Origin of the sequence: Bradyrhizobium sp. HKCCYLRH3097 (genome assembly GCF_051167875.1) — a bacterium.
Classification (GTDB): domain Bacteria; phylum Pseudomonadota; class Alphaproteobacteria; order Rhizobiales; family Xanthobacteraceae; genus Bradyrhizobium.
On record NZ_JBNPTX010000002.1, the window covers coordinates 576262 to 589074 of the forward strand.

Annotated in this window: 13 protein-coding genes; 5 read left to right on the forward strand and 8 right to left on the reverse strand. The window is 66.0% G+C overall.

The window, feature by feature from the left end:
* The 7 genes from gmk to fabD all read right to left on the reverse strand — a co-directional run bounded on the left by gmk (position 1) and on the right by fabD (position 7135).
* Positions 1-660 (reverse strand): guanylate kinase, encoded by a 660-nt coding sequence (gmk, locus tag ACQR0U_RS08330; protein WP_316170412.1) that lies wholly within the window; start codon positions 658-660, stop codon positions 1-3.
* Positions 661-663: 3 nt separating this feature from the next.
* Positions 664-1551: a YicC/YloC family endoribonuclease gene (locus ACQR0U_RS08335; protein WP_315712651.1), complete on the reverse strand. Its 888-nt coding sequence runs from the start codon at positions 1549-1551 to the stop codon at positions 664-666.
* A gap of 124 nt (positions 1552-1675) precedes the next feature.
* Complete coding sequence (mltG, locus tag ACQR0U_RS08340) at positions 1676-2962, reverse strand: endolytic transglycosylase MltG (protein WP_315826791.1); 1287 nt, start codon at positions 2960-2962, stop codon at positions 1676-1678.
* A 277-nt stretch (positions 2963-3239) separates the two neighbouring features.
* Positions 3240-4505: a beta-ketoacyl-ACP synthase II gene (gene fabF / locus ACQR0U_RS08345; protein ID WP_315712404.1), complete on the reverse strand. Its 1266-nt coding sequence runs from the start codon at positions 4503-4505 to the stop codon at positions 3240-3242.
* A 221-nt stretch (positions 4506-4726) separates the two neighbouring features.
* Entirely contained in the window at positions 4727-4966 is a 240-nt protein-coding gene (locus tag ACQR0U_RS08350) for an acyl carrier protein (protein WP_006610957.1), read from the reverse strand.
* A gap of 437 nt (positions 4967-5403) precedes the next feature.
* The gene (gene fabG, locus ACQR0U_RS08355) at positions 5404-6141 is read right to left on the reverse strand and encodes a 3-oxoacyl-[acyl-carrier-protein] reductase (protein ID WP_316170410.1); all 738 of its coding nucleotides are present in this window, start codon (positions 6139-6141) and stop codon (positions 5404-5406) included.
* Between the two features lie 34 nt (positions 6142-6175).
* The gene (gene fabD / locus ACQR0U_RS08360) at positions 6176-7135 is read right to left on the reverse strand and encodes an ACP S-malonyltransferase (protein ID WP_434842961.1); all 960 of its coding nucleotides are present in this window, start codon (positions 7133-7135) and stop codon (positions 6176-6178) included.
* 371 nt (positions 7136-7506) lie between these two features.
* Between fabD and rpsF the strand changes: the two genes are divergently transcribed.
* The 4 genes from rpsF to rplI all read left to right on the forward strand — a co-directional run bounded on the left by rpsF (position 7507) and on the right by rplI (position 9939).
* A complete protein-coding gene (rpsF, locus tag ACQR0U_RS08365) occupies positions 7507-7968 on the forward strand; it encodes a 30S ribosomal protein S6 (protein ID WP_315712423.1) in 462 nt (153 codons plus the stop codon).
* A 5-nt stretch (positions 7969-7973) separates the two neighbouring features.
* Complete coding sequence (rpsR, locus tag ACQR0U_RS08370; RefSeq protein WP_008963441.1) at positions 7974-8213, forward strand: 30S ribosomal protein S18; 240 nt, start codon at positions 7974-7976, stop codon at positions 8211-8213.
* Between the two features lie 132 nt (positions 8214-8345).
* Positions 8346-9296, forward strand: coding sequence for a hypothetical protein (locus ACQR0U_RS08375; RefSeq protein ID WP_315749948.1), 951 nt, complete (start codon positions 8346-8348; stop codon positions 9294-9296).
* A 49-nt stretch (positions 9297-9345) separates the two neighbouring features.
* Positions 9346-9939, forward strand: a complete 594-nt coding sequence (rplI, locus tag ACQR0U_RS08380; RefSeq protein ID WP_315826786.1) for a 50S ribosomal protein L9 — start codon at positions 9346-9348, stop codon at positions 9937-9939.
* A gap of 60 nt (positions 9940-9999) precedes the next feature.
* Here rplI and ACQR0U_RS08385 read toward each other — a convergent pair whose 3' ends face one another.
* Positions 10000-10776: a hypothetical protein gene (locus ACQR0U_RS08385; protein WP_316170409.1), complete on the reverse strand. Its 777-nt coding sequence runs from the start codon at positions 10774-10776 to the stop codon at positions 10000-10002.
* A 422-nt stretch (positions 10777-11198) separates the two neighbouring features.
* On the opposite strand from ACQR0U_RS08385, the gene ACQR0U_RS08390 reads away from it, so the two are divergent.
* Positions 11199-12449, forward strand: coding sequence for a cyclopropane-fatty-acyl-phospholipid synthase family protein (locus ACQR0U_RS08390; RefSeq protein WP_316164701.1), 1251 nt, complete (start codon positions 11199-11201; stop codon positions 12447-12449).
* The last annotated feature ends 364 nt before the right edge of the window (positions 12450-12813 follow it).

The window sequence follows — 12813 nt, forward strand, 5'->3', positions numbered from 1 at the left end:
TCAGCTCTCGAGCTGGCGCTGCAGTTCGCGCACGAAGGTCGTCAATCCGGTCCGGCGCTCGCGCTTCAGGCGCTCGGCCTTGAGGATCGACTGCACCTCGGCGAACGCATCGTCCACGTTGCGGTTGATGACGATGTAGTCGTACTCCGCCCAGTGGCTCATCTCGTGGCTGGCGCGGCTCATGCGCCCGCGGATGACCTCGTTGGAGTCCTGCGCGCGCGTGTGGAGACGCTTCTCCAGATCGGCGGCGGACGGCGGCAGGATGAACACGCTGACGACGTCCTGCCGCGCCTTCTCGCGCAGTTGCTGCGTGCCCTGCCAGTCGATGTCGAACAGCACGTCCTGGCCCGCCGACAACGCCGCTTCGACCGGCGCGCGCGGCGTGCCATAGCGATTGTCGAACACGGTGGCCCATTCGAGCAGCTCGTTGCGCTTGGCCATGTCCTCGAAGCGCGCCCGGTCGACGAAGTGATAGTCGCGGCCGTCGACCTCACCAGGCCGCATCGGACGCGTCGTCGCCGAGACCGACATCCGCAGGCCCGACATGCGCTCGATCAGCAGGCGCGACAGCGTCGTCTTGCCTGCCCCCGAAGGCGATGACAGCACGAACATCAGCCCGCGCCGCTCGACCCCATCGAAGCTTCCGTCGTGAGCCGCCATGGATCACTCCAGATTCTGAACCTGTTCGCGAAACTGCTCGACCACGGTCTTCATCTCCAGGCCGATGTTCGTCAGCTCGATGTCGTTCGACTTCGAGCAGGTGGTGTTGACCTCGCGATGGAATTCCTGGGCGAGGAAGTCGAGCCGGCGGCCGACGGGCCCGCCCTTGCCGAGCATCTCGCGCGCCTGCGCGATGTGCGAGGCGATGCGATCGAGTTCCTCGCGCACGTCGGCCTTGGCCGCGATCAGCAGCGCCTCCTGCGCCAGGCGATCGGGATCGAAGCGGTCGGAGGTTTCGAGCAGGGCTGCCACCTGTTCGGCCAGCCGCGCCTTGATCGCCTCGGGCTTGCGGCCCGGCGACGCCTCCGCCCTTTTCGCCAACGCCTCGATTTCGTCGACGCGCTGATTGAGGATCTGACCGAGCGTGTCGCCCTCGCGCCGGCGCATCTCGACGAGATGTTTCAGAGCGGTGTCGAAGCCTGCAATCGCCGCCTCTTTGGCGGCCTTGTCCTCGGCCTCGTCACTCTCCGGCTCGGCCACCTCGATCACGCCCTTGATCGACAGCAGCCCGTCAATGCTCGGTGCGACCGCGTCAATCCTGCCGGCGAGCGAGCTCGCCATCTTCACCACCGCAGCCAGCACGTCCTCGTTGATTCGCACCGTCGACCCGGTCTCGGTGCGCTTGACGGTGAGATTCGCATAGACCGTGCCGCGCGACAGGACTTCCGTCGCGCGCTTCTTGGCGAAGGCCTCGACCTCGTCCCAGCCCTGCGGCAATCGCACCCGGACGTCCAATCCCTTGGCGTTGACCGACTTCAACTCCCACTCGAACGAGTAGGGACCGCTTGCCCCGTGGCTACGGGCAAAGCCGGTCATGCTCGACAGCGCCATTTCGTCCATGTCTCCGGCACATTGGGAACGGGGACAGACTCAACCCCCGCCGAAAGTGCGCGAACCTTACGGCCTTTTGGGCAAATGTTAAGCCCGGTTCTGCGCGGCCGACATGCGTGGGAAATTATTGCTGAACGACCGGCGGGCTCGGCTGCGCCGCCCCCTGACGGGCGCCGTTGCCAGGTGCGGCCCCCGGTGCAACTCCGCCGGTGGCGCGGTTGGCCGGCGGCTTCTTTGCCGCTGCGGGCGCCCGTGGGGTCGCTCCGGCCGCCGGATCGGCCGCGCCACCCGCGACGGCAGGCGGCGCCTCGTCGGGCTCGACGGTGTCGTTCTGGGTCTGCCGCTCCATCGCCCTGAGCTTGGCGACGTTCTTCTGGTGCAGGTCGTAGGTTTCGGTGAAAGCATGGCCGCCGGTGCCGTCGGCGACGAAATAGAGATCGCGCGTGCGCGCCGGATTGGCCGTCGCCTCCAGCGAGGCGCGGCCGGGGTTGGAGATCGGTCCCGGCGGCAGGCCCTCGATCACATAGGTGTTGTAGGGCGACGGCTGGGTGATCTCGCTGCGCTTGATCGGACGGCCCAGCGTGCCCTTGCCGCCGACCAGACCATAGATGATGGTCGGATCGGACTGCAGCTTGATCCTCTGCTTCAGCCGGTTGACGAACACGGCGGCCACCCGGCTGCGCTCGTCGGGCTTGCCGGTCTCCTTCTCGACGATCGAAGCCAGCGTCACCAGCTGCTCCGGCGTCCTGACCGGCAGATCCGGACTACGCCGTTCCCAGATCTCGGCCAACACGCGCTTCTGCGCCTGCTGCATGCGTTGCACGACCTGATCGCGGCTGGTGCCGCGCGGAAACTTGTAGGTCTCCGGCAACAACGTGCCTTCGCGCGGAATCTCGCGGACGCTGCCGGTGAAGATCTCGTTCTCGGACAGGCGGGCCACGATCTGCTCTGACGTCAGGCCCTCGGGCACGGTCACCGAATGCTGCACGACCTTGCCTTCGACGATGACGCCAATCACGTCGCGCAACGATGCATTCTTCTGGAACGCATACTCGCCCGGCTTGAGGTCGGAACTGGCCTTCAGGGCATAGACTCCACCGATGAAGATCCACGGATTGACGTCGATCACACCTTCACGCGCGAGCACGTCGGCAATATCGCGTTTGCCCGCGCGCTGCGGGATGTTGACGACCTTGTCCTCCTGCAGCGGTCCTGCCGCTTCCAGGATCTGCCGTCCATAATAGTAGGCCGCGCCCACGCCGAGCATGGCCAGGATGAGCAAGGTGATGATCGCGTTGCCGACAACCACGAACGGATTGCGGGCGCGGTCGGAGCGGCGCGGCGGCGGCACGCGTTCCGGCTCCAGCGCTGCGCGCGGGCTGCGGGGCGAGATGGGCGGCCGTTCACTCATCGATGCAACCTTCAGTCCTGTCGCTCTCGTCGTGGCCGTGCGCTCCCCAACGCAAGCGACCTGAAGTCCACGCCCATTTAACGATTCGTCATCTCGTCATCGAATACGGCGAAAAGGTGTTTTCGCCGGGCCTCACCGCCATGCGCATCCACTTACCGCATCGGCGCCGAAGGCCGACCTGCGAAAGACACGCGAAGTCTTGGGTTCTAGTGTGGCTGCAGTCGGATATCCGCGTGACCAAGCGACAATCGGCCCGCGCGGCATCCGTCCTTCCGCACTAGGTCACCACGCGCCGTAAAACCACCGACGCGTTGGTGCCGCCGAAACCAAACGAGTTCGACAGTGCCACGTTGATCTCGCGTTTGCGAGGTGCATGCGGCACGAGATCGATCGCGGTTTCCACCGACGGGTTCTCCAGATTGATCGTCGGCGGGGCGATGTTATCCCGAATCGCGAGAATGCTGAAGATGGCTTCGACGGCGCCGGCCGCGCCGAGCAGATGTCCGATCGACGATTTGGTCGACGACATCGAGATCTTCGAAGCGGCATTGCCAAGCAGGCGCTCGACCGCGCCGAGTTCGATCTCGTCGCCGACTTGAGTCGAGGTGCCGTGCGCGTTGATGTAGTCGAGGTCGGCGGCCGTGATACCGGCGCGCTTCAGCGCCGCACTCATGCTGCGAAAACCGCCGTCGCCGTCCGGAGATGGCGAGGTGATGTGATAGGCATCTCCGGAGAGTCCGTAGCCGGAGACCTCGGCGTAGATCCGCGCGCCACGTGCCTTGGCGTGCTCATACTCCTCGAGCACGACCACGCCGGCGCCCTCGCCCATCACGAAGCCGTCGCGATCCTTGTCGTAAGGGCGCGACGCGCGCTCGGGCGTCTCGTTGAATCCGGTCGACAGCGCGCGCGCCGCGCAGAACCCGGCCATGCCAATTCGGCAAATCGGCGATTCGGTGCCGCCGGCGACCATGACATCGGCATCGCCGAGCGCGATCAGGCGGCTGGCGTCGCCGATCGCATGCGCGCCGGTCGAGCACGCAGTGACGACCGAATGATTGGGACCCTTGAGCCCGTGCTCGATCGAGACATAGCCCGAGGCGAGATTGATCAGACGTCCGGGAATGAAGAAGGGCGACACTTTGCGCGGACCGCGCTCCTTCAGGAGGATCGCAGTGTCGGCAATGCCCGAGAGGCCCCCGATGCCGGACCCGATCAGCGTGCCGGTGGCACAGCGGTCCTCTTCCGTCGCAGGATGCCAGTTGGCGTCATCGAGCGCCTGACGCGCCGCAGCCATCGCGAAAATGATGAAATCGTCGACCTTGCGCTGGTCCTTCGGCTCCATCCACTGGTCGGCATTGAAGGTGCCGTCGGAGCCATCGCCGCGCGGCACCTGACAGGCCACCTTGGCGGGAAGATCGGAGACCTCGAACGACTCGATCAAGCGCGCACCGCTCTTGCCCTGAAGGATGCGCTGCCAGGTCGTTTCCACACCACAGCCAAGCGGCGAAACCATGCCAAGGCCAGTGACGACAACCCGCCTCATGTTCGTTTCTCCAGACCCGACCTTGAGCGCTTGTGCATCGGCTGACGGCCGTCGCCGCACCTCGGGTCAATTGTTCGAGTAACACGTTCTGGCCGGGCAGCGCGTCCGAATCGTCCATCGCCAGCCGCCAGATGACGGCTCATCACGACGCCGCCAACAGCAAGAAACCGGTCGACCGCACAAGACGGATCGGCCGGTTTCGCGCAACTCTCGCCGGAGCGTCAGCTCTTGGCGTTCTTCTCGAGGAACTTGGTGGCGTCGCCGACGGTCAGGATCGTCTCCGCGGCATCGTCCGGAATCTCGCAACCGAACTCTTCCTCGAAGGCCATGACGAGCTCGACCGTATCGAGGCTGTCAGCACCGAGGTCGTCAATGAAGCTCGCGTTGTCGACCACTTTCTCGGGCTCGACACCAAGGTGTTCGACCACGATCTTCTTAACCCGCTCGCCAATCTCACTCATCGTTCAAACCTCGTGCTTGTTCCTTTAAGACCCGACCCCCGGATGATCCGCATCACCCCGGCCGCTAAACTTCCTTCGCGATCGCGCAAAACCAGATTTGCCCCGCAGCGCCCCTTTACCGAAATTTGGCGGACGACTTGCGGTCCGAAAACTTCGGAAACGGGGCCACTCACAAACTCCAATCCACACTCTCCATGAGGCCGGTACGCCTCCGATCCAGAGCGCTCAAACAGGAACCCGGATCAGCAGCACCAGCCGACGGAGGCCCGGCGAACGATGGCAGCTCGCCCCGCCAATATACAGGGTTTGGAAATCCTGCAATGGCGTTCTTCGTGCCCCCATCAGCCGCCCGGTTACCATACACGCGAATCATTGACCACACGGCCCGGTATAGTGGTCGCGACGTCTTTTCGCCGCATTCCGAGCCACGGCAGAGCCTAGATCATGGCCATGCCGCCATTGACGTGGATGGTCTGCCCCGTGACATACGCCGCCTCGTTGGAGGCGAGGTACACCGCAGCTGCAGCAATGTCCTCCGGCGTGCCCAACCGCGCCGCCGGCACCTTGGCGAGGATCGACTCGCGCTGCTTCTCGTTCAGAGCGTCGGTCATCGGTGTCTTGATGAAGCCGGGTGCGATGCAGTTGGCGGTCACGCCGCGTTTGGCATATTCGGCGCCGAGCGTCTTGATCATGCCGATGATGCCGGCCTTGGACGCCGTGTAATTGCCCTGCCCCGGATTGCCGGTGACGCCGACGATCGAGGTGATCGCGATGATGCGGCCGAAGCGCTTGCGCATCATCAGCTTGGTGGCGGCACGCGAGAGACGGAATGTCGCGGTCAGGTTGACCTTGATCACCTCGTCCCAATCCTCGTCGCGGAGCTGCACGAACAGGTTGTCGCGGGTGATGCCGGCGTTGGCGATGAGAATGTCGACCTGCCCCATCGCCTGCTCGGCGGCCGGCACCAGCGCCTCGACCTCGGCCGCGTCGGACAGGTTGCAAGGCAGCACATGCACACGGCTGCCCAGCTCGCCGGCGAGGGTCTCAAGCACCTCGCGCCGGGTGCCGGAAACGGCAACGGTCGCCCCCTGGGCATGCAAGGCCTTCGCGATCGCGTTGCCGATGCCGCCGGTCGCGCCGGTCACCAGCGCGGTCCTGCCACTCAGATCGAACATCCAACTCTCCTCAATGCCGCTTCCAAGCGGCCACTTACGACGTTTTCGCCGCGGCCAGCGCATCCTTCGCGGCCACGATATCCGACGGGCCGCCGACGGCGACGCCGACCGCACCATCCGCGATCCGCTTGACCAGGCCGCTGAGCACCTTGCCGGCGCCGATCTCGAAGAACCGTGTCACGCCCTGGCCCGCCATATATGCGATCGATTCGCGCCAGCGCACCGTACCCGTGACCTGCTCGACCAGGCGACGGCGAATCTCGTTGGGATCGCTGATCGGCGCCGCGAGTACGTTCGAGACCAGGGGCGAGGCCGGAGCCTTGATCGTGACCTTGGACAGCGCCTCCGCCATGACGTCCGCCGCCGGCTGCATCAGCTTGCAGTGGAACGGCGCGGAGACCGGCAGCAGCATGGCGCGCTTCGCGCCCTTGCCGCGGGCGATCTCGACGGCGCGATCGACGGCGGCCTTGTTGCCGGACACCACCACCTGGCCGCCGCCATTGTCGTTGGCGGCCTGGCAGACCTCGCCCTGGGCCGCCTCTTCGGCGACCGCTACAGCCGCCTCATAATCCATCCCGAGCAGCGCGGCCATGGCGCCGACGCCCACCGGAACGGCCTTCTGCATGGCAAGCCCACGGGTGCGCAGCAGGCGGGCAGTATCCGCAATCGTCAGGCTGCCGGCGGCGGCCAGCGCCGAGTATTCGCCCAATGAGTGACCTGCGACAAAGGCGGCGTCGCGTCCGACCGAGAATCCGGCCTCGGTTTCCAGCACCCGCAAGGTTGCCATCGAGACCGCCATCAGAGCGGGTTGGGCATTTTCGGTCAGCTGCAGGGTCTCGGCCGGACCTTCCCAAATGATGGTCGTCAGCTTCTCACCGAGGGCGGCATCGACCTCCTCGAACACCGAACGAGCCACCGGGAAGGAGTCGGCGAGCGCCTTGCCCATGCCGACGGCTTGGGACCCCTGCCCCGGAAAAGTGAATGCTGCCGTCATGGCCGCCCCCTGAACGTTCCAAAATCCCTGGAATTGAGTAACTTTGGCCGGAAAGACACTGGCCGGCCCTGTGATGTCAAGCACGTGACGGGCGCAATTCGACCACTTTCCCTTGCCTTGGCCCCGAAAATCGGTATAAGGCGCGCCATCCGTGGATCCCGAGCCGGGAGCTGAACGGACGGTCCCAGCAAATCACCTTGCTCAACCTTGGGGATTTAACCTCTCCAAGCTGTCCAGGCGACTTTGATGTGGCAGGGCCAGTCGGCCCGTCGTCCCGTGTTCCCGCCTTCTGAGCTGACGTCTGCGAGTCCTTTCCACAAGGTCTCGAAGGGCTTGACGCCGGGATTTGCGCCAACTTGGAAAGGACAGCCATGCCGCTTTACGAGCATGTATTCCTCGCGCGTCAGGACGCGAGCACCCAGCAGGTGGAAGAACTGACGGCTCAGATGACCGGTATCGTCGAAGGTCTCGGCGGTAAGGTCACGAAGTCCGAGAATTGGGGCGTTCGCTCCCTCACCTACCGCATGAACAAGAACCGCAAGGCCCACTTCGTGCTGCTCAACATCGACGCGCCGTCCGCGGCGATCGCCGAGATCGAGCGCCAGGAGCGGATCAGCGAAGACGTGATCCGCTACCTCAGCGTCCGCGTCGACGAGCTCGAGGAAGGCCCGTCGGCGATGATGCGCAAGGCCGATCGCGACCGTGAGCGCGACGACCGCGGCGGTGGCTTCCGTGGTGAGCGCGATGGCGGCGGCTTCCGTGGCGATCGCGGTGACCGTGGCGATCGCGGCCCGCGCCGGCCCCGTGACGAAGAAACTGCGGACGAGGAGTAAGATCAATGGCTGAAGCCCCCGCACGTCGCCCGTTCTTCCGCCGCCGCAAGACCTGCCCGTTCTCCGGGCCGAACGCGCCGAAGATCGACTACAAGGACTCCAAGCTGCTGATGCGCTACGTCTCCGAGCGCGGCAAGATCGTGCCGAGCCGCATCACGGCCGTGTCCGCCAAGAAGCAGCGCGAACTCGCGCGCGCCATCAAGCGCGCCCGCTTCCTCGGCCTGCTGCCTTACGTCATCCGCTGATTGCGGACCTCGGACCGGCGGCCCCGCGCCGCCGGCTCCTTCCGTTGAATTCTCATAAGGCTTCCGGTTCGTCCGGTCGCCGATGGTTGGGGCGAAGGCGCCTCTAACCGCTCGAAGGGAGCGGGACAGCTGATGATCGGAACGCTTCTCATCGCGCTCGCGGCAGGCGCGGCCTCCGCGGTCATGTTCGCCTCGACCGGATCGGGCGTGATGACGGCGCTCGTGCTTGCGCTGCTCGCGCCCGTGCCGCTGCTCGTCGCTGCAATCGCCTGGGGCCGGCTTTGCGCCGTCATCGGCGGTCTCGTAGCAACCGCTTGCGTGCTGGCCATCTTCGGCTTCGATCGCGCTCTCGCCTTTGCCGTCTCCGTGACGCTGCCGGCTTGGTGGCTCGGCCACCTCGTCCTGCTCGGCCGTCCGACGACCAGCCCGTCCGGCCAGGATGGCATCGAATGGTATCCGCCCGGCAACATCCTGCTGTGGATCGCGGTGATCGCAGCGCTGATTGCCGCGTTCTCCTTCGGCACCGACATGACGGCCACCAATCAGGGTCTCAGGCGGCTGCTGTCGCGCGTGCTCAGCAATACCGTCACGTCGACCGACGCGGTCGACATTCCCCGGCTGGTCGAGATCCTGGTGTTCATGGCGCCGCCGATGGCCGCGGTGATCATGACCACGATCCTGTCGCTCAACGTCCTGGCGGCCGCAAAGATCACGGCGATCTCCGGCCGGCTGATGCGCCCATGGCCGCGCCTGCGCGACACCAAGCTGCCGCTGATGACGCTGCCGGCGCTGTTTGCGATCATCGCGTTCTGCTTCCCGGGCGGGCTGATCGGCATGCTGGCGCGAATCGCCGCCGCAGCGCTGCTGACCGCCTATGCGCTCACCGGCTTCGCGGTCCTGCATACGCTGACCTTGCCGCTGCGCACCCGGCCGCTTTGGCTCGGCCTCGCCTACGCGCTGATGCTGACGTTCATCTGGCCGATCCCCATGCTGGCGATGATCGTCCTCGGCCTCGCCGACGCCGCCTTCGACCTCCGTCACCGTTACGGCCCGCGGCAGCCGCCGCCTTTGCCGGTGCCGTAAAAGTTCAACCTCACACCAACCGCTTCCGAACATCACAAGGAGAACATCGATGGAAGTCATTCTGCTGGAACGTGTCGCCAAGCTCGGCCAGATGGGCGAGATCGTGAAGGTCAAGGACGGGTTCGCCCGCAACTTCCTGCTGAAGCGCAAGAAGGCGCTGCGGGCCACCGCCGAGAACAAGGCCAAGTATGAGGGCATGAAGGCCGAGCTCGAAGCCAACAACATCAAGGCCAAGGGCGAGGCGGCCAAGGTCGCCGAGAAGATCGACGGCCGCGACATCGTCATCATCCGCCAGGCCTCCGAATCCGGCCAGCTGTTCGGCTCGGTCTCGGTGCGCGACATCGTCGCCGCCCTCGCCGCCGACGGCATCACCGTGAGCCGGCCGCAGGTCTGGCTCGACGCCCCGATCAAGACGATCGGCAAGCAGACGATCACCATCGCGATCCACCCGGAGGTCGAGACCTCGGTGACCGTGACGGTCGCCCGCAGCGCCGACGAGGCCGAGCGCATCAAGCGCGGCGAGGACATCTCGACCCGCCAGGAGGACCGCGATGCCGCCGCCGAAGCGATCGCCGCCGCCGGCGAGTTCTTCGATCCGGAGGCCCAGGACGAGGGCGCTGCCGGCGAGCCTGCGCAGCAGTAAGCGCGCCAGCCCATTTGCGGAAAAGCCCGGCTCCCCGAGCCGGGCTTTTTCATTGTCGTCTCAGCGCGAGGGCGAGGACGGAACCGAGGGATCCGACGGCACCGACTGGGTCGTGGCCGGCGCCGGCGTCACCGGCGGGACCGGATCGGCGCGCAGCGCCGGCGCGGCCTCGCTCGATCTTGCCGGCTCGACCCGCGGCGGCTCGGAGCCGGCAGCGCTGTCCTCGCGCGACGCCGACGGGCGGGTCGCACCGGTCGGCTCGCCGCGCGTCTCTTCCGCAGCCGAGCCCTCCTGGGCCGGCTTCTTGCGCTTGCCGAGCCGGCCCTTCTTCGCGGGCGCGCTGCCCTCGCCGTCGGCCGGCGCAGCGGCTGGATCTGCTGCCGCGTCGGGCCTCGCCTCGGCCGGCGCGGAGCGCTTGGAGTGATGACCCGAACGGCGGCGCGGCTCGCCTGGGCTCGCAGCAGCATCCGCGGCGGCCGGTTTCGCCTCGGGCGGCTCGGTGGCGGCTGACCGGGCGCGGCGCTCGGACCGCGTCTCCTTGCCGGAGTGGCCCGTTGATCGCGCATCCGCAGCGCCGTTCGCAATCAGGTAGTTGGCGAGCACGCCGGCCATCTCGGGGCTCGTCGTGTAATGCTGGCGCAGAAACCCGGGCAGCGAGCTGGCCGAGGTGTTCTTGGCCAGGCCGCGCGGCGACTTGTGGCAGACCACGCAGGTCCCGTTGTAGATCTGCGCAGGACTCTTGCCCGCATCGAGATTTTCCTGCGCAACGGCGGCCCCCGCGAAGCCCATGCAGAACACCGCCACCACCGTCGCCAAATTGAGCGCTCGGCCCACCATTCTCATTCTCCAGCTATGGTTTCGCCCACACGGCGCCGCCCCGCGCGACATCCGCTGCCGTGTTTCCTCTCGCTATCAGCCGAACGTGACAGCGGACATTGCGGTCGCTCCACGCCTTCGACGGCGATCCCTTCAGACCTCGTCCGGCGGTCAGATGCCGGACACCGGCCAAAAGGCCGGCGGCCGCGGCCTTTTTAACGGATTGCGGAGCGAATGAAAGCGCACAGATGTTCCTGCGCCGAGATGTCCATCGATCAATGACGGTTCGGAATATCGGCGTTGTGTTCATGGCAGTGGCGTCGGCTTGTGCCCGCCGGGTAACATAACAACGTGATGATAGGGAACCAATCGGTTCTCAACGCGTCGAGTGCGACGGCCGGGAAAGTCAGCAACTCACGGGAATAGCTCGTTGGGTGGTGTGGATGGACCGTTTGCTGCGAAGTCTGTTGAGTAGCTTCATTCGCCGTGGCTCGATCAGCTTTACGACCGCCAGCGGCACGTCGTTCAGCTGCGGGGATGGAACCGGCGTCCCCGTGGCGGCACGATTTCTGACTCGTGAAGCCGAGCGCCGGATTCTGGCCAACCCCGAGCTCGCGCTCGGCGAGGTCTATATGGACGGCTCGTTCGTGGTCGAACGAGGAACGATCGCGGACCTGCTGTCGATCGTGATGAGCCAGCCGGCCGTGGTGCCCGACTGGGCCAGGCCGCAATGGTGGCTGCGCTATCTGATCCGGCACCTGCGCCAGCTCAATATCCGGGCACGCGCGCGCCGCAACGTCGCCCATCATTACGATCTCGATGGGCGGCTGTATTCGCTGTTCCTCGATGCCGACCGGCAATATTCCTGCGCCTATTTCGAGACGCCGGACGCGACGCTGGACGATGCCCAGCTCGCCAAGAAACGTCATCTCGCGGCCAAGCTGCTGATCGGCCGCCGCCATCGCGTCCTCGACATCGGCTGCGGCTGGGGCGGGCTTGGACTTTACCTGGCCGAGATGTGTGATGCCGACGTGACCGGCGTGACCTTGTCGGCCGAGCAGTTGCAGGTTGCCGAGGCCCGCGCGGCCGAACGGCACCTCTCCGCCTCCGCCCGCTTCCTGCTGCAGGATTATCGCGACGTGCCCGGCACGTTCGATCGCATCGTCTCGGTCGGCATGTTCGAGCATGTCGGGGTCGCCTTCTACGACTCCTTCTTTCGCCGCAGCGCCGAGCTGCTCGCGGACGACGGCGTCATGCTGCTGCATTCGATCGCACGCTCCGTGGGCCCTGATGCGACCAATCCCTGGATCGCCAAATACATCTTCCCCGGCGGCTACGTCCCAGCCCTCTCGGAGGTTCTGCCGGCGATCGAGCGCGCCGGGCTCCTCGTCTGCGATATCGAGATCCTGCGCCTGCACTACGCGGAGACCCTGAAGGCGTGGCGCGAACGCTTCATGGCCCGGCGCGACGAGGCCGTGCAGCTCTATGACGAGCGCTTCGCGCGGATGTGGGAGTTCTACCTGGCGGCCGCGGAAATGGGGTTCCGCAAGCAGAACCTGATGAATGTCCAGATCCAGCTGACGAAGCGCCAGGGCGTCGTGCCGATGACGCGCGACTACGTCCACCGTGAGGAGACGCGGCTGCGGGCGCGCGAGCGCGGCAGCCGCCCGGCGCTGCAGATGGCGGGTGAGTAGCGCGCGCGGCCCGCGACGACAGCGGAGGGCGGCGCCAGTGCAATGGTCCTGCAGAGACGGACGGCCGCATTCCCTCGGCTGCGCCGCGCCGGTCTCGACTTCAATTCTGAGATGCTCGATGGACGCCTTGCATCCCAACCGCGAGATCATGCCCATCCGACTCAAATTTTCAAACAAATCGTGCGGTCTGTGAACTGGCTCACAGACCCTGGGGAAGCCCGGCCGTAGTGTCCTCGCATGTCCCCGAGCCCCGCCAGAGCCATGTTGGAACCCCAGACCGACTTCAGCACCGACTACGCGCTGATCGCCGCGGGCGTGGGAGCATCCCTGATCGCCCTCCTCTATCTGCTGCTGGTCTGACGCC